Source organism: Micromonospora sp. LOL_023 (genome assembly GCF_048060115.1).
Taxonomy (GTDB): domain Bacteria; phylum Actinomycetota; class Actinomycetes; order Mycobacteriales; family Micromonosporaceae; genus Micromonospora_E.
Genome location: NZ_JBHMIM010000003.1, coordinates 98,603 through 120,561, shown reverse-complemented (window position 1 = coordinate 120,561; position 21,959 = coordinate 98,603). Strand labels below are relative to the sequence as shown.

Here is a 21,959-nt window from a genome sequence, read left to right as displayed (position 1 = left end):
CGCACTAGCCGCCGAACCACTCAGCTCCTGGCGCCGTCGCAGCTCAGCGCTGTTTGAGACAGAGTACGAAGTCGAGCGCGTCGAGTTGGCTGTTGAAGAAGTACCAGTTGGTGTAGCCGGTGACGTCGGCACACTTCGTCTTCGCGTCTTCCTCACCCTCAGTGACCCCATCGAAGCGGGCGAGCACCTCGTACGCGCCGGCGTCGCATTCCGTGATGGCCAACACCGGCGTCGCGTCGTCCTCCTCACCGTCGGCCTCGTTGCGCACGCACTGGCCGACGGTGACGAAACGGGCGTCGTTCGACGCCGTCGGTGTCGGTGCCGGGGTGGGGTCGTCGTCCTGGACTGGTTCGGGCGTGGGGTCGGTGCCAGCCGACGGCACCACGGCCGGGTCGACCTGCGGGTCCGTCGTCGGCACCGCCAGTCCTTCCCCGCCGTTCTGCGGCTCGGCCCGGTTGATCAGGTAGATCCCGACCGCGCCGCCGCCACAGAGCAGCACCGCCAAGCCGATCACCACCGCGAGCAGCGCGCCGCTCACGCCGCCGCTCTTCTTGCCGGGCCGGCCCGGTGCCGCTGTCGGCTCCCAGGCTGGCGCTGCCGGCGGCTGCTGGTGCTGGCCGGCCCCGGGCTGCTGCCAGGTCTGCTCAGCGGCACCCGCCCACCCCGGCGCCGGTTGCGTCGCCGAATGCCAGTTCTGGTCACCCGCCGACGTCTGCTGCCCGTACCCCTGCCAGTTGGGTTGCGCGGCCGGGGGTTGGCCGGCCTGCCAGTCGGGTTGCGCGGCCGGGGGTTGGCCGGCCTGCCAGTTGGGGTCGTTCTCGCCGTGCCAGGGTTGTTGTGGCCCGGCGGGGGGTGGGGTACCGCCCCAGGGGTCGTTCCCGCCCCACGGGTCTGACGGCTCCCGGAACGGCTCCGGCGCGTGTCGGTCAGCCCACCGGTCCGGCTGCTGATCCGGGTACGGCCCGCCGGGCGGTCCGTATTGCGACATGTCCTGTCCTCCTGCACGGCGCGGGTCGATCTGGTCACCCGCTTGGCCTGGCGGTGATGACGCCACCGTAGCGTGAGCACCCCATGAGCTCACCTCCCCGAAGTACGCCAACTCCCGGAGCTCCGCCCGATTCGGGCGGACTTGCCGGGTCGACAGTTGCCGACTCCGTGGGCGTGTCGGCAACCCGACCGGCGATGGTCTGGTCAGCCCTGCTGATCGTCTACATCGTCTGGGGATCCACCTACCTGGCGATCCGGGTGGTGGTGGAGACGATGCCACCGATGGTGTCGGCAGGGGCCCGGTTCGGGCTGGCGGCGGTGCTGCTCGCCGCGATTCTGCGGGTACGCCACGGTCGACGTGCGCTGCGGGTCACCGGCCGGCAACTCGTGGGGGCGGCGCTGGTCGGGGTCCTTCTGCTCGCCGGTGGGAACGGACTGGTGATGCTGGCCGAGTCCGGTCCGCCGGGGGTCGCCGTGCCGTCCGGCATCGCCGCGTTGCTGGTGGCGGTCGTCCCGCTGCTGGTGGTGCTGCTCCGGCTGGCTGTGCGGGACCGGCCACGGCCGACGACCGTCGCCGGGGTGCTCGTCGGCCTGGGTGGGCTGGTCGTCCTGGTCGCTCCGACCGGTGCCGCCGCCGCGCCACTTTCCGGCGCGTTGCTCGTGCTGGCGGCCGCCACCTCGTGGTCGACCGGCTCGTTCATCTCCAGCCGGATCAGCATGCCGTCCGACGCGTTCGTCGCCACCGTCTACCAGATGGCCGCTGGCGCGGCCGCGCTGCTGGCGATCGGGGCGCTGCGGGGCGAGCTGCGCGGCTTCGACGTGGCTCAGGTCTCGGTGAGATCGTGGGCGGCGTTGGTCTACCTCCTGGTGGCCGGGTCGTTGATCGCCTTCACCGCGTACGTGTGGTTGCTGCAGAACGCGCCGATCTCGTTGGTGGCCACCTACGCGTACGTCAACCCGGCGGTCGCGGTCGCCCTCGGCGCGCTGTTCGTCGCCGAGCCGATCACTCCCCGGGTGCTGCTCGGCGGTCTGGTGATCGTCGTCGGGGTGGCGTTGGTGGTCACCACCGAACGACCCCGGCTGAACCGGCCCCGGTTCAGCGGACGAAGGGGGTAGCCCGGCCGTCGCGGATCCCGAGGATGTGTCCCCGGATGTCGACGTCGCCGAAGACCGTGCCGCGGAAGAGCATCCGGGGCCGCTGACTCATGGTAGTCAGACTCGAGCCAAGGGTCACTCGTATGAATGTGTGGCCAGCGCCTGTCGGCCAAGCGACAGTCGTCGATGGTCACAGTAGCCGCAGTTGGCGATCCTTCGGACGACGCGGACCTTCTTCGCCCAGCCGGTCGAACAGGCCGGCATCGATCGCGTCGAGGAACGGCGTCGGCCGCATCGGCCGTTCCTGACCGTGCCGGACCCGCCGGCCGGCGTGTGACACGTACAGCCGGTCCTGAGCCCGGGTGAGCCCGACGAAGAACAGCCGGCGCTCCTCGGCCACCTCGTCCTCGCTGGGGGTCGTGCCCGGAAAGCGCAACGGGAGCAGCCCGTCCTCACAGCCGACCAGGAAAACCACCGGGAACTCCAGGCCCTTGGCGGCGTGCAGGGTGAGCAGGGTGACCGCCTCGGCCCGGGGGTCCATGGCGTCCACCTCGGCGCCGGTGTCCAACAGCGACAGCAGCATCGGCAGGTCGTCGCCGCAGCGCCGGGCCAGTGGGCCGAGTAGTTCCACCGCCGACCAGATGTCCGCCGGGACCAGGTGCGGGCCGGCGGCCGAGTCGAGCGTCGGCGTGGTCAGCCGGTCGGCCAGGACCTGGCCGGCGAGCCGGACCCGGGCGGCGAGCGAGGGCTCCGCCGCCGCGTCGGTGTGCCGCAACTCCCGGGCGATCGCCGTCACCCCCGGCCGGTCCCGCAGCCGGTTGTGGGACCGCTTCTGCACCGGAACCCCGGCGCGGGTCAGCGCCTCCACGATCGCCCCGGACTGCGCGTCGGTGCGGTACAGCACCGCGATGTCGGAGAACGACACCGTCGACGACTGCCCGTCGATCCGCCCTGAGTCCAACGAACGGTGCGACACCCCGCCGACCAGTTCGTCGACCGTGCGCACCACGAACGCCGCCTCCTCGGCGGCGGTGCCGGCCGGATACCGGCCGATCAGCGGTGCCTGCGGATCCAGTCGGGCCGGCTCCAGCCGTCGGCCACGGACCAGCGAGCTGGGGGCGATGGCCTGCACCGCGGCTGCCAGGATCGGTGCCGCCGACCGGTAGTTGCGGGCCAGCCGCACCAGCCGGGCGTCGACGAAGTCCTCGGAGAAGCGCAGGAAGTAGCCCACGTCCGCACCACGGAACGAGTAGATCGCCTGGTCGGGGTCGCCGATCGCACACAGGTTGCCGTCCGCCGGGCTGAGTTGCCGCAGCAACTCGTACTGATCCGCGTCGACGTCCTGGTACTCGTCGACGAAGATCCACCGCCAGCGGTCCCGGTACCGCCGTACCAACTTGGGGTCGTCGCGCAGCAACCGCAGCGGCAGGGTGACCAACTCGTCGAGGTCGACCAGGTCGGCGGCGCGCAGCAGCTTGGCGTACGCGGCGTCGTCCTCGCCGGCCTCGGCGCGGGCCTGGGCCCGTTCGGTGTCGTCGGCGATCCGGAAGCCCTTCGCCAGCCCGGCCGCCTTCGGGTTCTCCCGCAGAATGGTCAGGCCCAGCGAGTGGAACGTGGCGACGGTGATGTCCTCGGCCACCGGCCCGAGCAGCCCGTCGAGGCGGTGCCGCAGCTCCTCGGCGGCCCGGCGGGTGAAGGTGATCGCCAGGCAGCGCTCGGGGTAGACGTTGAGCTCGGCACAGAGGTAGGCGATCCGGTGGGTCAGCGTGCGGGTCTTGCCGGTGCCCGGGCCGGCCACGATCAGCAGCGGCCCGCCGGGTGCCGACGCGGCGACCCGTTGCATCGCGTCGAGGCGGTCCAACAGCCCGGTGCCGACCTCCTCCATCCCGGCCAGCATCGGCTCGAACGGCTCGTGTGGCGACGGCGCCGGCGGCGGCGGAATGGGGGGCGCGGCCGGCGCCGCGCTCGCCCGGCCGGTCCGCACCGGTCGTCCCGCGCTGGCGGCTCGGGTGCCGCGCCGGGCCGCGGCCGGGGCCGGTCCGCCCGCGGCTGTCGGCTCGCCGGCCGGTCGCTGCGCCGGTACGTCGAACAGCGCCTCCGGCTGGCTGCCGGCCCCGCCGGCCAACTCCTCGGGTGCGAACATCGTGATAACCCCGTACTCGCCGTCGTAGCCCGGCACCCGGCGGACGTCGCCGCGGCGCAGCCGCTCGATCGCCTCGCCGAGCAGCTCGCCGCCGACCCGGCGGATGTCGTCGACCGGGACCTTGGTCAGGATGTCCAGCTCCGAGCCGAGCGTGGCGACCAGGTTGACGACCTGGCCTTCGACGGTCTTGGACCGGGCACCGACCCGGTTGATCTCGCCGACGATCTCCGGCAGTGCCACCAGGTGGGTGACCTGCTTGGCGTTCGCCGGCCGGTGCCCGTCGGCCCGGTCGGCGAGGTCGGCGACCCGGCTCAGTACGCCGATGGTCAGCGGTTTGCCGCACTCGGGGCAGTTGCCGCCGGTCTGTCGGGTCTGCTCCGGTGCCCAGTTGACGCCGCAGTTGCGGTGCCCGTCGGCGTGGTACTTGCCCTCCTCGGGGAAGAATTCGATCGTGCCGACCAGCCCGTCTCCGGTGCGCAGCGCCTCGCGTACCGCGTAGTAGTCGAGCGCGCTGTCCAGCACGGTGGCCTCCCGGGCCAGCGCCGGCGGCGAGTGGGCGTCGGAGTTCGACACCAACTGATATTTGTCCAGGTGGGACACCCGCCAGTTCATCGCGGGATCCGAGGAGAGCCCGGTCTCCACCGCGAAGATGTGCTCGGCCAGGTCCGCGTAGCAGTCGGCGATCGCGTCGAAGCCGGACTTGGAGCCCAACGCGGAGAACCACGGCGTCCAGATGTGCGCCGGCACCAGATAACCATCCGGGCTCGCCGCCAGGGTGATCTCCAGCAGATCGCGGGAGTCCAGGCCGAGGATCGGCCGCCCGTCCGAGCCGAGGTTGCCGATCCGCCCCAGCGCGGTGTTGAAGCGGGCAACCGCGTTCAGGTCGGGCAGATAGATCAGATGGTGCACCTTCCGGGTGCGGTCGTCCCGTTTGTAGATCGTCGAGATCTCGACGCTCAACATGTACCGCACCGGGTTCGACTCGGCCTCGCTGGCCAGTCGGGGCGGCAGCCGTCTGGCCACGTCCCGCTCGGCCTCGGGGCTGAGCCGGTACAGCCCCGGCTCGGCCGGGCGCAGCGACTCACGCAGGTGGTCGAACCAGGCCGGGTGGGTGAAGTCACCGGTGCCGAGCAGGCTGACGCCCTTGCGCCGGGCCCACCAGGCCAGGTTCGACATGTTCAGGTCGCGACTGCAGGCACGCGAATACCGGGAATGGATGTGCAGGTCGGCGACGAAGGATCCGGGACCCGTGGAGCCGGGGGAGGGCACGGCGCGGTACGGGGGCACGCCGCATCCTGCCACGACGGCAGGCCGTTCGGCGTGTCGCCACGCTCGGAAACACACGAGACGTGACTCTCACTCGCCCGGCTCGGTACTCGGTCAGCCGGCCCGCAGCTCCACCAGGGAGACCTGCGGCGGCGCGCCGACGCGCACCGGCGGCCCCCAGAAGCCGGCACCGTTGGTCACGTACACCTGGGTGCCGTCGACGGAGCCGAGGCCGGAGACCACCGGCTGCACCAGCCCCACCAACAGGTTGAACGGCACGAGCTGACCACCGTGGGTGTGCCCGGAGAGCTGCAGGTCGACCCCGTAGCGGGCGGCCTCCTGGGCCTGCACCGGCTGATGGGCCAGCAGCACCACCGGGCGGCCCGGATCCCGGTCACCGAGTGCCCGGTCGTAGTCCGGGCCGGCCAGTGGCCCGGAGACCCCGGCGGTTTCCCCGGTCGCGTCGTTCACCCCGGCCAGGTCGAGTACGCCGCCCGAGGTGACGATCTCCCGACGTTCGTTGACCAGTACCTGCAGGCCGAGCCGGTTCACCTCGGCGACCCACTCCTCGACACCGGAGTAGTACTCGTGGTTGCCGGTGACGAAGAAACTGCCGTAGCGGGAGCGCAGGTCGGCCAGCGGGGCGGCGCTGCTGCCGAGCTCAGTGACGGTGCCGTCGACCAGGTCGCCGACCACGGCGACCAGGTCGGCGTCCAAACTGTTGATCAGCTCCACGATCCGGGCGGTGTGCGCCGGCCCGGTCAGTGGCCCGATATGGATGTCGGAGACGGTGGCGATCCGCAGGCCGTCCATCGCGCGGGGCAGCCGGGCGAGCGGGATCCGTACCCGGTCCAGCCGGGGTGGGCCGAGCGCGGTGCGCACCCCGTAGCCGGTGACGCCAGCGGCGGTCAGCCCGGCGAAGACCGCGACGCCCCGGGCGAGCAGCAGCCGCCTGCTGGGGTCGGGCACGACGTCGTCGGCCGGGCGGCCGCCGGGCAGTTCGGTCGGCGGTGGTCCGGCCGCCGCGGCGGCCGGGGCGGTCACCGGCACCGAGTCCAGCGTGCCGACCTGCCGGCCGCGCGTGCGCCCGACGAGCCGGACCACCAGCATCGGCACTTCCAGCACGACCAGGACGACCAGCAGGTAGAACATCACCGCCAGCCAGACGTAGCCCGGCCAGGCCAGCCAGGACATCCCGGCCGAGCGGGTGCTCACCATGGTCGTCGGCACCAGGACCGCCAGCCCGAGGGCCAGCAGGCTGCCGGCTCGTCTGGACCGTCCCGGCCGGGTGGTGTCGCGGACCAACCGCCGCCACAGGTAGAAGTGGATGAGGCCGGTGACCAGCGTCAGCGTTGCGACGAACCCGAGTACGGCGAGCACAGGCGCGGCTCCTTCTCAGCCGCCGGCGAACGGTGGCAGCACGTCGACCGTGACACCGGCCGGCAACGGTGCGTGACGATCATGCCAGACCGTGCCGTCGACGAGGAAACTCGCCGCCGACAGCACCCGACCCAGCTGGTCGCCGTGCCGGCTGGTCAACTCGGCTACGAAGCCGGCCCGGTCCAGGCCGGCGGGGGCGGACTCCTCGGCGCGGCCGGCCGCCGCCCGCGCCCCGGCGAAGTAGCGCACCGTCACCGACGGCCCTGCTGCCATGGTCAACCGCCGATCGCGGACATCGGCCGGGTCGGCTGCAGAAACGACGGGTCGTCGATGCCGTGCCCGGCCCGCTTGCCCCACATCGCCACCCGCCACCGGCGCGCCAACTCGTCGTCGTCGGCACCGGAGCGCAGCGCGCCGCGCAGGTCCGACTCGTGCCGGGCGAACAGACAGTCCCGCACCTGACCGTCGGCGGTGAGCCGGGCCCGGTCGCAGTCGCCGCAGAACGGCCGGGTGATCGTGCCGATCACGCCGACCCGCGCCGGGCCCTGCACTCCGGTGACACCCCCGACCAGCCAGGTCTCGGCCGGTGCGGCACCCCGCTCGACCGGATCCGGCAGCAGGTCGAATTCGGCCCGCAGCGCGGCCAGAATCTCGGCGGCGGTGACCATCTGCGCGCGGTCCCAGGACTGCTGCGCGTCCAGGGGCATCTGCTCGATGAAGCGCAACTCGTAGCCGGCGGCGAGGGCGAACCGCAGCAGTGCCGGGGCCTCGTCGTCGTTGACGCCGCGCAGCAGCACCGCGTTGATCTTCACCGGGGTCAGCCCGGCCGCCGCCGCGCCAGCCAGCCCGGCGAGGACGTCCGGCAGCCGCCGGCGGTGCGCCAACCGGGCGAACCGCTCCCCGTCGAGCGTGTCCAAGGACACGTTGACCCGGTCCAGGCCCGCCGAGCGCAGCCCAGGGGCCAGCCGGTCCAGACCGATCCCGTTGGTGGTCAGCGACAGCACCGGCCGGGGCCGCAGCGCCGCCGCGGCGGCGACGATCCGGGTCAGACCCGGCCGCAGCAGCGGCTCACCGCCGGTGAACCGCACCTCGCGTACCCCGAGCAGCCGCACCGCGACCCGGATCAGCCGGATCACCTCGTCGTCGGTCAGGATGTCCGGGCTGGGCAGCCAGGGCAGACCCTCCGGCGGCATGCAGTAGGAACAGCGCAGGTTGCAGCGATCGGTCAGGGACACCCGCAGATCGGTGGCGACCCGTCCGTACCGGTCGATGAGCCGGCCGTCGTCGGGCCGTACGCTCGAGTCCATGCGCCGACGGTAGCGCGCCGGTCCGACGGGCGGGTTTCGGCGCGTAGGTCAGCAGCGCAGCGCGGTGCGGGCCGCAGCGGCCACCGCCGACCGGTACGCCGCCCCGAACAGCGCGGTGTGCACCAGCAACAACTGCAGCTGATGCACCGGCACCCGGGCCGCCCAGCCGTCCGCCAGTGGCCACTGCTGCTGGTAGCCGGACAGGATCCGGTCCAGGTGCGGCACCCCGCCGAAGAGCGACAACTGCGCCAGGTCGGTCTCCCGATGCCCGCCGTGCGCCGCCGGGTCCACCAGCCGGCAGCGGCCGTCCGCCGCCCACAGCAGGTTGCCGGGCCACAGGTCACCGTGCACCCGGGCCGGCGGTTCGTCCCCGCCGTACCCGTCGATCTTGTTGATCAACTGCTCGACCAGGGCGACGTCCGCCGCAGCGAGCGCGCCGTTGTCGACCGACAGCCGCAGGTACGGCAGCAGCCGGCGCTGCGCGAACCATGCCGACCACGACCCCTCCGCGGCCGGGGTGTTGTCCTGCGGCAGGGCGCCGATGAAGCCGGGCCAGTCCGCCCCGAACCGCCGCGCCCCGGCCCGGTGGGTGACCGCCAGCTCGCGGCCGAAGCGCTCGGCGGCTTCGGCGTCCGGCTCACCAGGCTCGACCCACTCCAGGGCCAGCAGCTGCGGCAGCGCGACGATCACCTCGGGAACCGGTACCCCGCCGGCCGCGCCCAACCACCGCAGCCCGGCAGCCTCGGTGGTGAAGAAACCCTCCGGGGCCGGCGAGCCGGCGGCCTCCGGCCAGGACTTGGTGAACACCGAGTTGCCGTCGTCGAGGGTGAGTCGACTCGCCGTACAGATGCTGCCGCCGGCCACCGGCGTCTCCCGGATCCGCTGATGGGTGAGGAACGTCGGCAGGTGCTCCGGGTGGGCCCGCAGGTACGCCAGATCCATGGCCGCACGGTAGCCCGTGCCGCGCCGGGACCTCGCCGGACCCACCGATCCCGATCCCTACCCTCGATACGGAGAAACGCCCCCACCTGGATCAATACTCTGCGTGCCTGTGGATAACTCGGCATGTCGTCCAATCTGGGTCCATCGTTGTCCACAGGTCCGCTGTGGTCGTCGCGCCGGGCGGGGGCGGATGACGAACCCTTTTCTTCATGACACCGATCGATCCCACCTCTTCCGATCCCACCTCCTCGGCTGGCGCACTGACCGTCCGCGAGCCGGCCGACCTGATCGCCGCCGTGCCGTACCTGATCGGCTTCCATCCCGCCGACAGCGTCGTGGTGGTCGGGCTGCGCGACGCGACCGTCGTCTTCGCCGCCCGAGCCGACCTGCTCGACGGCACGGCTTCCGAGCAGATCCGGGCGACGGCCACCGCCCAGCTGATGGCGATCGTCGAACGGCAACGGGTGGACGCCGCCGTCCTGCTCGGCTACGGACCGGCCGCCGCCGTCGACCCGGCGCTCGACGCGACCACCACCTCGCTGCGCCAGTACGGCATCCCACTGCTCGACGCGTTACGGGTGACCGGCGACCGTTACTGGTCCTTCTTCTGTGAGGACCTCGCCTGTTGCCCGCCCGAAGGCCACCACATCGCACCGGGCGTCAGCCCGCTGGCCGTCGCCGCCACCGTCGCCGGCCAGGTCGCCCTGCCCGACCGGGCCACCCTGCAGCGGCAGGTCGAGCCGATCACCGGCCCGGCCCGTTCGGCGCTGCGGGCCGCGACCGAGCGGGCCCGCGCCCGTCGGTCCGCGCTGCTGGGCGAAGCCCCGCCGAGCGACCTGCTCGGCGCGCGTACCCTGCGCCGCGCCGGCGAGAAGACCGTCCGGATGCTGCTCGACCGGCAACGGCGCGGCATCGCCCCGACCGACGACGACATCGCCTGGCTCACCCTGCTGCTGACCGACCTCACGGTGCGCGACCACGCCTGGGAACGGATCACCGACGAGCCGTGGCAGGTCACCTTCTGGCAGGACGTCGCGCGGCGGGCCGAGCCGGAGTTGGCGGCCGGGCCGGCCAGCCTGCTCGCCTTCGCCGCCTGGCGCAACGGCAACGGCGCGCTCGCCAGGGTCGCCCTGGACCGCGCCCTCGACGCCGAACCCGGCTACACGATGGCCCAGTTGATGGACGACGTGCTGATCCGGGGCATCCCGCCAGCAGCGCTCGGCCCCTGGCCCAAGCCGGGCGAGGAGCCCGCCAGCGGCGGCACGCGTACCGACACCCGGACCGCCCGCCGTCGTCGCCCGCGCGGCGAGCGCCGGGACCGCGCCCGCCCCGCCGGCCCGCGCCCCGCCGGTCCCCACCGACCGTGAATCGCCGCAGCTCAGTCCGTGAGCTGTTCGGCACCCGAGTAGATGTAGGCGGGGAGTCCGGCCTAGCTGACCCCGACGGTCGAGTAAGCCGGACTCCCTGGTTGGGCCCCGAGGTGAGCAGGACTCCACCCGGGTCTCCCATCCTGTCCCCCGGGAAGGCGCGGGGATGCGGTTCTGCGGGAACTGCGCAAACCACCGCCGAGCGACCCCCGGGGTCGCGGGAAGGCCCCGGGGTGTACAGGCACTGAGCGGCGGCCGTGGGGAGCGGTGAGGTGCGAGTGTGCTCACCCCGGGGGGTCAGCAGGGGCCGCGCAGTCTCCCCCTCGGTGACTGCGAGCTATGGAGTCCCCCGAGGCGGGGGCGGCAACGGGATTGCCCGCCCCGGGGCACACCAGGGGTCAGACGTCGTCATCGTCCAACACTCCGCGATGGCGCAAGAGCATCAAGTCCGACAGTGGTTCGTGCGTCGAGGTCGCTGACAACCTTCCGGGCCACGTCCTCGTCCGGGACACCAAGGACCGCGACGGCGGGACGCTCGCCTTCGGCCCGGTCGCCTGGTCGGCGTTCGTTGAGCTAGCCAAGGGCTTCTGCCATCGCTAGCTGCAGCAACTCTCGTGGCAGCGGTCGGGGTGCGTCCCCCGCGTAGCCCAGCGCTGGCGGTTTTGACTCAGATTGCCTTCGGGCTGATCGCCGGACAGCTACCGCCGGGTCGATGCCCGCGCCAGGGCGGCTACAGGCGGCAACTAGAGTGTTTGGTGCACCACTGGAAACGGCCTCGCGGTCGGAAAGCAACCGTTCGCCTCGGCGCGCGGGAGGCGAACGCTCTCCCGGCCGAAGGAGGTTGTTCTGTGGTAGCGCTGCAAGACCCGGACGGCTTAGCCAACCGGGGCAAGATCCCGCAGACGCGCACCAGCCGGTGGCGGAGCGCGGGTGAGGCGAGCGTCTTGGTACTCAAGATCCTCGCCGGAATCGCAGGGTTCCTCCTCCGCCTCTCGCCGTGGCGGCGAAGCCGGGCAGGGATGTCCGTACACCTTGATGAGGATTGCCCGGCGCGACTCTCCTGACAGCGAGGCAGCAGCGACGCGACGTGTGCCCTGCCAGCCGTGACGGAGAAGAGCTGGTCACCCGACCACCGGTCGATGTCTGGGCGCTCGGAACTCTTCTGGCGTGATCCCGTAGCGGGATTTTGATCCCGCTACGGGATCACGGTGGAACAGACATCGATTCCGGCCGCCCCGCCCTACTGGCTCGGGCCCTGCCCGGCGGCCTAGTCGGCGAGGCGCTCGGCCCCGGCGTAGACGTTCATCGTCGAACCGCGCAGGAAGCCGACCAGAGTCATGCCGGCTTCCTCGGCGAGCGCCACCGCCAGGGTGCTCGGTGCGGAGATCGCCGCGAGCACGGGAATGCCGGCCATCCATGCCTTCTGGGTGAGCTCGAAACTCGCCCGCCCGGAGACCAGCAGCAGGTGACCGTGCAGTGGCAGCTGCTTCTCCCGGGCCGCCCAGCCGATCACCTTGTCGACGGCGTTGTGCCGGCCGACGTCCTCGCGGACCACGCGCAGTTGCCCGTCGGCGGTGAACAGCCCGGCGGCGTGCAGCCCACCGGTGCGGTCGAAGCCCTGTTGGGCGGCGCGCAGCCGGTCCGGCAGGCCGGCCAGCAGTCGCGGGGTGAGCGTGGTCCGGTCGGCGGCCACGTCGAAGCTGGACCGGGTGCGGACGGCGTCGATGCTGGCCTTGCCGCACACCCCGCACGAACTGGTCGTGTAGAAGTTGCGGGCCGGGTCCGTCTCCGGTGGCGGCACATGCTCGGCGAGGGTCACGTCGACCACGTTGTATGTGTTCGGGGTGTCGGTGCCGGCGCACAATTGGGCGGTCACCACGTCGTCGGCGGCCCCGATCAGCCCTTCGGTCAGCAGGAAGCCGATCGCCAGGTCGATGTCGTGACCCGGCGTACGCATGGTGACCGCCAGCGGGGGCCGCCGGCCCGGCCCGGCCGGGCCGACCCGGATCTCCAGCGGCTCCTCACCCGCGACGGTGTCCATCCGGCGTACCCGCCGAGTCGGCCCGCCAGTGTCGCTCTCGTCGCCGACGTCGATCCGCAGCACCGTCCGGCGCTCACTCGCCCTGCCCATGCCACCCATCCTGCCGCCGATCTCGGCCGACAGCTCACCGGTCCGGTTGGCTGCAGGAGACCGACGCCGACGTCTTCGGGCGCATTGTGGCGGTCTAGTCGAATTCGAGGCAGAACGGGTGGCCGGCGGGGTCGGCGTACACCCGGAAGCCTGGCTCGACGTCCGACAGCCGGGTGGCGCCGAGCGCGAGCACGGCCTGTTCGGCACGATCGATGTCGTCGACCCGGACATCCAGATGGACCTGCTGCGGCCGGCCCGGGTCCGGCCAGCGGGGTGGCTGATGGTCCGGGGCGTGCTGAAAGCTGATCCGTGGGCCGTCGCCGTCGGAGATGTCGATCCAACTGCCGTCGACCCGGGTGATCTCGTACCCGAGCAGTTCGCAGTAGAACCGGGCCAGCCGCTGCGGGTCCGGGCAGTCGAGAACGATCGCCGAGAGTCGTCCGATCATCTGGTCAGGCTACCGCCGCCGAGTCCGGCGGAGCGTCAGCCGTGCGGCGAGCAGCAGGCCGCTGACGGCGAACATCGTCGAGCTGACCAGCAGCCAGCGACTCAGGTAAGGCTCCTGGGTCAGGCCGGTCGCGGCGGTGAAGGCACCACCGCCGAGGCGCAGGATGCCCGGCAGGTACACGAGGAACAGCAGCGCCGCGCCGAGGGCGGGGACTCGGACGTGGTTCACCACCGCCCGCCGTACGGCAGGTCGGAGCCGGCCGCCGATGCCGGCGGCGGTGACCAGGACTCGGTCGGCCGTCGCGGCGAGCGGGTAGAGGACCAGGTCGTGGGCGACGACCGCGGCCAGGAACCAGGTCAGCATCCGTACGGCGGTGGCCTCGCCGGACAGCCGCGCGACGATCCACCCGGTGACGGTGAAGCAGGCGACCAGCAGCGGCAACTGCCAGATCGGCGCGCCGTACCTGATTCGGGTCATCGGCGTGGGCCCTGGAACTCGATGGCGCGGACCCATTTGGTGCACCGCACCCCGGGCAGGGCCGGCACGATGATCCGGGCCGGGAAGCCGTGGTCCGCTGACAGGTCGACCCCGTTGACCCGCAGGGCCAGCAACGAGTCGCCGTCGAGCACCTGATTGGCCTGCAGCGTCGCCTTGTTGAACAGCCCGCTGCGCTGGATGGAGCGGACCAGCGCCGACGTCGGCTCGGGCACCCCGGCGAGGGCGGCGAGGTCACGCAGTCGTACGCCGGTCCAGGTCTGCAGCGTCGACCAGCCTTCGACGCAGGCGATCGGCAGCCGGGCGGTGTGCAGCGGCATCGCGAATAGTTGATCGCGGTCGAGCCGTACGGTGCGGCCGGCGGCGTCCCGCAGCTCCAGCCGCCAGTCTGGGCCGGTGTCGGCTGGCCGGATGCCGGCGGCGGCGGCCGTCCGGTTGACCGGGAAGCCGTTCGGTCCGTCGCCGGGCTGCCGGCCCCGGGGCAGCAGCACCGCGAGGCGCCGCCACGGGCCGTCGAGGCTCTGCCCGACCGTCGTCACGGCCAGCAGCAGCGATCCGCCGCCGGTGAGGGCGAGTAGCCCGCGTCGGCTCATGGTCGCCGGACCGGGGTGCGGGGCGACCAGCTCGTCAGGCTCGACGCGGCCGGGTCGGGACCGCAGCGTGGCGATCATCCGGGGCAGCTTGAGGATGACGTGGACGACGAACGCGGCGGTGAACACCCAGGCACCGAAGTAGTGGGCGGTGTAGAAGTCGAACCCGAACAGATACGCGTACTGCACGTTGAGTACGCCGGTGACGGTCTGGAACAGAATTCCGCCAACGAGCAACAGCAGAGAAACGCGTTCCAGTGCGTGTGCCACCGAGCGGACCGGCGGCCAGGTGAACAGTTTCGGAATGACCGACCAGAGCTTGACCAGGATCACCGGGATCAGCGCGATGCCGAGGGCGACGTGCAGGCCCTGACTGACCCGGAACAGCCAGGACGGCCGGGTCGGCCAGTCGAAGGACGGCAGCCGCAGCCAGCCCACGTCGGCCGGCATCGCCTGCGGTCCGTAGGCGCTGTAGTCGAGCAGTCCGGTGACGATGACCAGCGGCAGGCCGACCAGCAGGACGGCCCCGAGGACCGAGGTCAGCCAGGCCCCGCGCAGCGGGCTGCGCCACCGGACGAGCAGGGCGACGCGGGGACCCGCCGTGGTGCCGGTCGCGCTGGGAGCCGCCCCGATGGGTGCGGCGTCGTCGGACGGCGGTGGTGCGGGTTCGTCGACGGGCACGATTGTCTCCTCGGGACGGTCACGGAGCCGACCGGGTGCCAGCAGGCTATTCGCCGCAGCCGGGGACAATGGCCGGTTCGGCGCTTACGGATTCCTTACGCGACCGGACCCCGGCGGTGGTGCGATCCGAATCGCCGGCGGTTGTTACGAAATTCTGACGGCAGCCGGCAGCGGAACTGGGCGTGCCGATGCCGGTCGTACGGTGAGCGGATGCGGATACTGCTCACCGGCGCGGCCGGGTTCATCGGGTCGCACATCGCCGACCTGTTGGTCGACGACGGACACGAGGTGCTGGCGCTGGACGCGCTGCTGCCGCAGGCACACGGCGGTGAGCCTCCCGAATGGACCGGCCGACACGACCTGATCCACGGGGACGTGCGCGACGGTGAGCTGCTCGACCGGCTGCTTCCCGGCGTGGACGCGGTCTGCCACCAGGCGGCGATGGTGGGGCACGGCCTCGACCCGTCGGACGCGCCGAGCTACGCGGGCCACAACGACTACGCGACGGCGGTGCTGCTCGCCGCGATGCACCGGGCCCGGGTGACCAGCCTGGTGCTGGCCAGCTCGATGGTGGTGTACGGCGAGGGTCGGTACACCTGTGCCAGACACGGCAACGTACGGCCGGCGCCGCGCCGTCCGGAGGACCTGGCCGCCGGCCGGTACGACCCCGGCTGCCCACGTTGCGGCGACGCGTTGGCGTGGGCGACGGTCCCGGAGGACGCGCCCCTGGACCCGCGCAGCACCTACGCGGCGACCAAGCTCGCCCAGGAGCATCTGGCGTCGGCGTGGGCCCGCCAGACCGGCGGCGGCTGCTGGGCGCTTCGCTACCACAACGTGTACGGCCCCCGGATGCCCCGCGACACCCCGTACGCGGGGGTTGCGTCGATCTTCCGGTCGGCGCTGGCCGACGGCCGGCCGCCACGGGTGTTGGAGGACGGTCGGCAGCAGCGTGACTTCGTCCACGTCACCGACGTCGCGCGGGTCAACGTCCGGGCGTTGGTCGCCGAGGCACCGGTGGGCGCTTTGGTGCCGGTGAACGTCTGTTCCGGCGAGCCGCACACGGTCGGCGACCTGGCACGGACGCTGGCCACGGCGATGGGGGGACCTGCCCCGCTGGTCGTCGGCGGTGCCCGCGCCGCAGACGTCCGGCACGTGGTGGCCGATCCCAGCCGGGCGGCGGACCTGCTGGGGTTCACCGCCGGGGTCCGGTTCGCCGACGGGGTGGCGGCGTTCGCGACCGACCCGCTGCGGGAGCCGGCGGTCGGCGTCGGGCGGGAGCCGGCGGTCGGCGTCGGCTGAGCTGCCGACCGCTGGTCAGGAGAACGTGAGCAGCAGGTGGTTGACCGCCAGCGCGGTGGCCGCCTGCCCGGCCAGCCACCAACGGTGGGTGCGGGCCGGCAGGTGGGCGGTGGCGACCAGCAGCCAGACGACGAACGGCAGCCAGATCCGTTCGACCTCGGCCTTGCTCAGCCCGGACAGGTCGGCCGCGGCGATCGCGACCGCCGCGGTGAGCGGAAGCAGGATGGTGGGTCGGGCCGCCGCCCGGAGCCACCCGCGGGTCACGGCGCCGTCGCTCAGGTCGCCCAGGCCGAGCCGGGCGCGCCGGGCTGCGTCGATCGTGCGACGCAGCGCCGGACCGACGACGAGGCCGGCGGAGAGCAGCATCGCTGCCAGGTTGGCCCACACCCAGTAGGCGTACGGGCGTTCGGCGGCCCAGCCCTGGTAGTAGCGCACCACGACCAGCTGGTAGCCGTCCCACCACCAGAAGCCGGCGACGGTGAAGGCGGCGGCGACGGCGGCCACCCCGGCGGCGGCACTGAGCAGTGCGGGCAGGAATCGTCCGGGTCGCAGCGCCAGTACCGCGAGGGCGAGCAGTCCGACGAGGACGAACCCGTACGACAGGTAGAGGGCGAAGCCGAGCAGCACGCCGCCGGCGAGCGGCCCGACCGGATGTCGGGCGGCGAGCAGGGCCAGCCCGGCGGCGACGACTCCGGTGAAGACGCCGTCACCGGACGCGCCGATCCACACCGCTCCGGGCAGCAGGACCAGGAACGGCAGCACGGTGCGGGCGGCGTCCGCCGCACCGAGCGAACGCAGCGTCGCCGGGATGGAGACCACCATGGTCGCGCCGATCAGGATGCAGGCCAGGCCGGCGGCGGCACCACCACCGAGGCCGATGCGGTCCAACCAGACGAAGACCAGCAGCGCGCCCGGTGGATGACCGGCGGTGTGCGTCGACCAGGATCCCGGCTCGAAGTCGAGGATCCGGTCGCTGAAGCCGGCCAGCATGGCGGCGATGTCGGTGATCCGGTGCACCTCGTGCAGGTACTCGGCCTGGTTGGTGAGTCGCTCGGCGACACCGGCGGACCAGCCGTCGACCAGAGCCAGGGCCAGGGTCCAGGCGACAGCGGCGAGGTAGCCAGCGCCGAGCAGCGGACCCCAGCGGGCGGTGCGCGCCCAGCGTACGCCCCAGACGATGACGGCGACCGCGACGGCGACGGCGATCGGCGTACCCCAGCCGAGGTGCGGTCGCCAGAAGGCGTAGATCGGGGCGGTTTCCGCGTACAGCCCCACGCCCCGCCGGTTGAGCACCGCCCCGACGACGATGGCGGCGGCGATCAGCGTCAGCTCGACACCGAGCACGATCAGGTCGGCGCGGCTGGACCGCCGGGCGATGGTCGAGACAGAATTTGTGGTCATGACCACCGGAACGTACGGCCTCCGGCCGGCGTCGGAGGGCGTGCCGGCGCGGCGGTAATCGTTCGGTAAGAATCCCTTCGCGCGGTAAGAGTTCCGTAAGCATCGATCATCTCCGGGCGGCGGCGGCAGGCCCTAGCGTCTGCGATATGCCGACACCGATCGACGTTGTGCTGCCCTGCCTCGACGAGGCCGCTGCCCTGCCGGGCGTACTTGCCGCACTGCCGCCCGGTTACCGGGCGGTCGTGGTCGACAACGGTTCGCGCGACGGCTCACCGGAGGTCGCGGCCCGGCACGGTGCCCGCGTGGTGCACGAGGCACGCCGGGGGTACGGGGCCGCCGTCCACGCCGGCCTGCTGGCCGCCGAGACGGAGCTGGTCTGCGTTCTGGACGCGGACGGTTCGTTCGATCCGGCGCAACTGCCGCCGCTCGTCGAGCTGGTGGCGGCGGGGCGGGCGGAGCTGGCCGTCGGCCGCCGTCGTCCGGTCTCGGCGTCGGCCTGGCCCTGGCATGCCCGCGCCGGCACCGCACTGGTGGCGGCGTTGCTGCGGCACCGGGGCGTGCCGCTGTGGGACCTGAGCCCGATCCGGGTGGCCCGCCGGCAGGCGCTACTGGATCTCGGGGTCGAAGACCGGGCGTTCGGCTATCCGCTGGAGCTGCTGATCCGGGCGGCGGGCGCCGGGTGGCGGATCGTCGAGCTGGACGTCAGATATGCGCCACGAGCGGCCGGCACCCGGTCGAAGGTCTCCGGTTCCGTCCGTGGCACGTTCCGCGCGACCCGCGACTTCGTCGGTGTGCTGCGTACGGTGGGCCACTCCCGGTGACCGTCCTGATGGTGATGGCCAAGTCCCCGGTCGCCGGGCAGGTGAAGACCCGGCTCTGCCCACCGGCTACGCCGGCCGATGCGGCCCGGATCGCCGCGGCGGCGCTGCTGGACACGGTCGACGCGGTGCGGAACACCGCAGGGGTCAGCCCGGTGCTGGCATTGGCTGGTCGGCTCGCCGAGGCCGACGGTTCCGCCGGTACGGCCGCCGAGTTGACGGCGGCGACCAGCGGCTGGCAGGTGTTGCCGCAGCGCGGCGCCGACCTCGCCGACCGGTTGGCGAACGCGCACGCCGATGTGGCGGCCGCCTACCCGGGACGACAGGTGCTGCAGATCGGGATGGACACCCCACAGTTGACCGCCGACCGGCTGACCGACGCCGTCGACCTGCTGACCGACGCCGGCGCGGTGCTCGGCCCGGCCGTCGACGGGGGCTGGTGGGCGCTCGGCCTGCAGAACCCCTGCGACGCCGAGGTGCTGCGTACCGTCCCGATGTCCACGGCGGACACCGGGCGGCGGACCTGGCTCGCCCTGCACGGTCGGGGGCTGTTCGTGGCCCGACTGCCGTTGCTACGGGACGTGGACGACTGGGGCGACGCGTTGACGGTGGCGCGGCTGGCCCCCGGCAGCCGGTTCGCCCGCCAGGTTGCGGCGCTGCGGCCGGCCCGGCCGGCGACGGTCCCCGAGGTCGTTCGGTGAGCGTCGACATCCGTCAGCGCACAGCAGACAGCGGCTTCGTGGCCCCGCTCGACGCCGTCGTGCGGGGCGGGCACTGGCTGGTACAGGGCGACGGGACGCGGTGGCGGCTGCCGGTGCGGCGGTGGCACGGTGCGGCCGAGCCGGCGGTCGACGCGGTGGTGGCCCGGTGCACCGGGCCGACGCTCGATCTCGGCTGCGGACCGGGCCGGGTCACCGCCGCCCTGGCCGGGGCCGGGGTGACCGCCCTCGGGGTCGACGTCTCGGCGCAGGCGGTCTCGTTGACCCGGTCCCGGGGCGTGGTCGCGGTCCACCGGGACCTGTTCGACCGACTGCCCGGTGAGGGCCGGTGGGCGCACGCCGTCCTGCTCGACGGCAACATCGGCATCGGCGGCGACCCGGTCGCGCTGCTGCGCCGCTGCCGTGAGCTGATCCACCCACGGGGAACCCTGCTGGTCGAGTTGGAGCCGCCCGGAGTGGGCCTGTGGCGTGGGCACGCGTACGTGACGACCGTGCCCAAGCATGGCCGACACCGGTCGGGGCCGGCTTTCCGCTGGGCGCGTCTGGACGTTGCGGCGGTACGGGACACGCCGGCCGCCAGCGGGCTGGCAGTGAGTGACCTGTTCCGCGTGGACGGACGCTGGTTCGGCGAGTTGCGGCCGATGCGGTAACCGACCACCGGCTGCTGAGACGGCAAGAACATCGACAGTGAGAACCACCGGTCGCACCTGTCCGCGCGACGTCCAGGTCAACGGTCAGTGTCTGCTCGACTCGTTCCCCAAGGAGGACCACAACTCGTTCTCGACCACAACGACGTCATCAACGTCAATTCCGTGAAGCAGGTGCGGAAGATCGCCAGGTGCATCAACACCGGCCGTAGCTGTCGGTGACCTCTGCCGTCGGTCGGCCGCCCGCTCCGAACACCTCGTCGGTGGCGGGCGGTCGACTACGGTGACCGGCATGACCGGATTCGCGGCGGTGGTGCTGGCCGGCGGCGCGGCGCGCCGGATGGGCGGCGTGGACAAGCCCGGCGTACCGGTGGGTGGGGTGGCCATGCGCGACCGGGTGCTCGCGGCCGTCGCGGCCGCCGACCCCCGGATCGTCGTGGGCCCGCTGGCCGACCCACCGCCGGGTGTCCTGGCGGTACGCGAGGAGCCGCCCGGCGCGGGCCCGGTTGCCGCCACCGCCGCCGGGCTTGCAGTTCTCACCGGGCCCGCAGCGCTTACGGGATCCGACTTCGTCGCGGTGCTCGCCGGCGACCTGCCGCTGCTCACCATCCACGCGGTCGACCGGCTGATCGAGACCCTGGTCAGGCGGCCCGTCGACGGGGCGCTGTACGTCGACGACACCGGCCGTCGGCAGCTGCTCTGCGGTGTGTGGCGCACCGACCGGCTGCGCGACGCGATCGACCGACTCGCCGGACGACGCGACGGCACCTTGGCCGGGGCGTCGATGCGCGCGTTGTTCGCCGACCTGACCGTCGCCGAGGTGACGTGGCGCGAAGCCGGCCCGCCACCGTGGTTCGATTGCGACACCGACCAGGACGTCCAGCGGGCAGACGAGTGGACTTCAGGTGGCGCGGCGTAGCGGATCTAGCTAGCGCTCACTTGGGTTCGGCGACGAACACGCCGACGCCGTGAGCGCTCTCGACCAGGCCCTCAGTGCGCAGGGCATGCATTGCGTAGCGGATCACCGAGTCCGAGATGTCGTGCTCGGCCTTGAGTTGGGCAGTTGACGGGAGCTTGTCGCCTGGCTGCAACTCGCCGCTCTTGATCTGAGCGCGAATGTGGTCGGCAAGCTTCTCCCACTTGGTCGCGGGCATCGGGGCACTCCTTGGTCTCCGTCGACCATGAGATCACGCCCCAGTTCAGGGGGCAAGATGCCGGTACAGCGAACTAGTGCTGTTCACTTCAGCGAACTACTTCGCTTAAGTTCTCGGTGCGAGGTTTCCTCCTTGGTCTCCAACCTCAGAAGAGGACTCCGCGCGGCTGGTCGGGGCGGTCGGCGAGTCATGTCGCCGGGCGTCCCGGCCCCGAAGGTTGCCCTGGTCGCCGTACTGCCAAGGAGGGCTGCGGCGGTTGGGGTCGGGGGTGGCCCTGCCGGATCGGCAACGGGCAGGGCCACCCCCTTCCAGACCCTCGGCTCTCGTAGCAGAGCACCAGCGAAAGGAAGGAAGACCAGATGCGAGAACTATGGCGCCGCTGGCAGGTCCGCCGGCAACGTCGGAAGATGGCGACCACCCACCGGCCGACTGGCCCGGTGGGAACGGTGTCCACCGCGCACCGAGCGCCGGCCGCAACCAGCGGGCAGGCGCATACCGGCCGATCCGACCGTGGCAGGTCCGCAGCCAGCGCTTTCGCACTGTCGGCCGTACCGCGCACGGCCGCGGCTTGGACCCGGCCGACGTCGCCGCCTTCCTCGATCGGATCGCACACGACCTCGGCATCGTCTACGCCGAACTGGACCGCACCTGGGAGCAGAACGACCGAATCAAGGACGCGCTGCGTCGATGGCAGACCACCCAGGCCGCCTTCGCCCAGGGGAGCCTTCAGCAGGCGGGCACCCACCGGTGAACACGCCGAAACCGCCCGCTGTCACGAATGTCGACTGTGCCGGCTGCCACGGCACCGCGACCACCAGGCGGAAGTCCTGGTGGTGGCCAGGCTGTGGGAGTCCAACATGGCCGATGGGTAGGCGTGGTGGCTAGCCGACTACTCGCCGTACCGGCTCCGAAGCCAGGGGACGCGCTGATCATCGGCCGGGACGCGAGTGTGCAGTTCGCCGGCGGTCGTAGTCTGCGATTCCGGGTGATCTCGGTAGACCCGAAGTGGACGTACCAGGGCTGGTGCTGGCTGACCGGCTATGCGATCGACATCGACGGAAACGCCGCCGAGCGGCGGGAGATATTCGT

The 21,959-nt window shown here is 72.3% G+C and carries 20 protein-coding genes and 1 pseudogene; 9 read left to right on the top strand and 12 right to left on the bottom strand.

Annotation, left to right across the window (positions count from 1 at the left end; genetic code table 11):
- Positions 1-43: 43 nt before the first annotated feature.
- Entirely contained in the window at positions 44-988 is a 945-nt protein-coding gene (locus ACFHVL_RS02860; protein WP_416625256.1) for an LppU/SCO3897 family protein, read from the bottom strand.
- A gap of 167 nt (positions 989-1,155) precedes the next feature.
- Here ACFHVL_RS02860 and ACFHVL_RS02855 point away from each other — a divergent pair, with 167 nt between their 5' ends.
- Positions 1,156-2,103: an EamA family transporter gene (locus tag ACFHVL_RS02855; protein WP_416625254.1), complete on the top strand. Its 948-nt coding sequence runs from the start codon at positions 1,156-1,158 to the stop codon at positions 2,101-2,103.
- A gap of 169 nt (positions 2,104-2,272) precedes the next feature.
- Here the strand turns inward: ACFHVL_RS02855 and ACFHVL_RS02850 are convergent, their stop codons facing one another.
- From ACFHVL_RS02850 to ACFHVL_RS02830, 5 genes are all read right to left on the bottom strand, one after another.
- The gene (locus ACFHVL_RS02850) at positions 2,273-5,512 is read right to left on the bottom strand and encodes a UvrD-helicase domain-containing protein (RefSeq protein WP_416625253.1); all 3,240 of its coding nucleotides are present in this window, start codon (positions 5,510-5,512) and stop codon (positions 2,273-2,275) included.
- Positions 5,513-5,605: 93 nt separating this feature from the next.
- Positions 5,606-6,871 (bottom strand): metallophosphoesterase, encoded by a 1,266-nt coding sequence (locus ACFHVL_RS02845; RefSeq protein WP_416625251.1) that lies wholly within the window; start codon positions 6,869-6,871, stop codon positions 5,606-5,608.
- 15 nt (positions 6,872-6,886) lie between these two features.
- A complete protein-coding gene (locus ACFHVL_RS02840; protein ID WP_416625371.1) occupies positions 6,887-7,144 on the bottom strand; it encodes a MoaD/ThiS family protein in 258 nt (85 codons plus the stop codon).
- A 2-nt stretch (positions 7,145-7,146) separates the two neighbouring features.
- Entirely contained in the window at positions 7,147-8,178 is a 1,032-nt protein-coding gene (moaA, locus tag ACFHVL_RS02835; protein WP_416625249.1) for a GTP 3',8-cyclase MoaA, read from the bottom strand.
- 48 nt (positions 8,179-8,226) lie between these two features.
- The gene (locus ACFHVL_RS02830; protein WP_416625247.1) at positions 8,227-9,120 is read right to left on the bottom strand and encodes a fructosamine kinase family protein; all 894 of its coding nucleotides are present in this window, start codon (positions 9,118-9,120) and stop codon (positions 8,227-8,229) included.
- Positions 9,121-9,329: 209 nt separating this feature from the next.
- On the opposite strand from ACFHVL_RS02830, the gene ACFHVL_RS02825 reads away from it, so the two are divergent.
- Positions 9,330-10,487 (top strand): DUF4192 domain-containing protein, encoded by a 1,158-nt coding sequence (locus ACFHVL_RS02825; RefSeq protein ID WP_416625245.1) that lies wholly within the window; start codon positions 9,330-9,332, stop codon positions 10,485-10,487.
- A gap of 426 nt (positions 10,488-10,913) precedes the next feature.
- A pseudogene (locus ACFHVL_RS02820) lies at positions 10,914-11,087 on the top strand (DUF397 domain-containing protein); the annotation flags it as partial.
- A 667-nt stretch (positions 11,088-11,754) separates the two neighbouring features.
- On the opposite strand, the gene fdhD reads toward ACFHVL_RS02820, so the two are convergent.
- From fdhD to ACFHVL_RS02800, 4 genes are all read right to left on the bottom strand, one after another.
- On the bottom strand, positions 11,755-12,618 hold the full coding sequence (gene fdhD, locus ACFHVL_RS02815; RefSeq protein ID WP_416625243.1) for a formate dehydrogenase accessory sulfurtransferase FdhD: 864 nt from the start codon (positions 12,616-12,618) through the stop codon (positions 11,755-11,757).
- 94 nt (positions 12,619-12,712) lie between these two features.
- Positions 12,713-13,066: a VOC family protein gene (locus ACFHVL_RS02810; RefSeq protein ID WP_416625241.1), complete on the bottom strand. Its 354-nt coding sequence runs from the start codon at positions 13,064-13,066 to the stop codon at positions 12,713-12,715.
- A 9-nt stretch (positions 13,067-13,075) separates the two neighbouring features.
- Positions 13,076-13,543, bottom strand: coding sequence for a hypothetical protein (locus ACFHVL_RS02805; RefSeq protein WP_416625240.1), 468 nt, complete (start codon positions 13,541-13,543; stop codon positions 13,076-13,078).
- On the bottom strand, positions 13,540-14,832 hold the full coding sequence (locus ACFHVL_RS02800) for a molybdopterin-dependent oxidoreductase (protein ID WP_416625238.1): 1,293 nt from the start codon (positions 14,830-14,832) through the stop codon (positions 13,540-13,542). The genes ACFHVL_RS02805 and ACFHVL_RS02800 overlap by 4 nt, the downstream gene beginning before the upstream one ends.
- 210 nt (positions 14,833-15,042) lie before the next feature.
- On the opposite strand from ACFHVL_RS02800, the gene ACFHVL_RS02795 reads away from it, so the two are divergent.
- Entirely contained in the window at positions 15,043-16,131 is a 1,089-nt protein-coding gene (locus tag ACFHVL_RS02795) for an NAD-dependent epimerase/dehydratase family protein (protein WP_416625236.1), read from the top strand.
- Positions 16,132-16,146: 15 nt separating this feature from the next.
- Here the strand turns inward: ACFHVL_RS02795 and ACFHVL_RS02790 are convergent, their stop codons facing one another.
- A complete protein-coding gene (locus ACFHVL_RS02790; RefSeq protein ID WP_416625234.1) occupies positions 16,147-17,532 on the bottom strand; it encodes a hypothetical protein in 1,386 nt (461 codons plus the stop codon).
- Positions 17,533-17,678: 146 nt separating this feature from the next.
- Here ACFHVL_RS02790 and ACFHVL_RS02785 point away from each other — a divergent pair, with 146 nt between their 5' ends.
- The 4 genes from ACFHVL_RS02785 to mobA all read left to right on the top strand — a co-directional run bounded on the left by ACFHVL_RS02785 (position 17,679) and on the right by mobA (position 20,635).
- Complete coding sequence (locus tag ACFHVL_RS02785; protein ID WP_416625232.1) at positions 17,679-18,353, top strand: glycosyltransferase family 2 protein; 675 nt, start codon at positions 17,679-17,681, stop codon at positions 18,351-18,353.
- Positions 18,350-19,051: a TIGR04282 family arsenosugar biosynthesis glycosyltransferase gene (locus tag ACFHVL_RS02780; RefSeq protein WP_416625231.1), complete on the top strand. Its 702-nt coding sequence runs from the start codon at positions 18,350-18,352 to the stop codon at positions 19,049-19,051. Before ACFHVL_RS02785 ends, ACFHVL_RS02780 begins: the two co-directional genes overlap by 4 nt.
- The gene (locus ACFHVL_RS02775) at positions 19,048-19,719 is read left to right on the top strand and encodes a class I SAM-dependent methyltransferase (protein WP_416625230.1); all 672 of its coding nucleotides are present in this window, start codon (positions 19,048-19,050) and stop codon (positions 19,717-19,719) included. Before ACFHVL_RS02780 ends, ACFHVL_RS02775 begins: the two co-directional genes overlap by 4 nt.
- 289 nt (positions 19,720-20,008) lie before the next feature.
- Positions 20,009-20,635: a molybdenum cofactor guanylyltransferase gene (gene mobA / locus ACFHVL_RS02770; RefSeq protein ID WP_416625228.1), complete on the top strand. Its 627-nt coding sequence runs from the start codon at positions 20,009-20,011 to the stop codon at positions 20,633-20,635.
- Positions 20,636-20,651: 16 nt separating this feature from the next.
- Here the strand turns inward: mobA and ACFHVL_RS02765 are convergent, their stop codons facing one another.
- On the bottom strand, positions 20,652-20,870 hold the full coding sequence (locus ACFHVL_RS02765; protein WP_326550764.1) for a winged helix-turn-helix domain-containing protein: 219 nt from the start codon (positions 20,868-20,870) through the stop codon (positions 20,652-20,654).
- A gap of 370 nt (positions 20,871-21,240) precedes the next feature.
- Here ACFHVL_RS02765 and ACFHVL_RS02760 point away from each other — a divergent pair, with 370 nt between their 5' ends.
- Entirely contained in the window at positions 21,241-21,621 is a 381-nt protein-coding gene (locus tag ACFHVL_RS02760; RefSeq protein ID WP_416625227.1) for a DivIVA domain-containing protein, read from the top strand.
- The last annotated feature ends 338 nt before the right edge of the window (positions 21,622-21,959 follow it).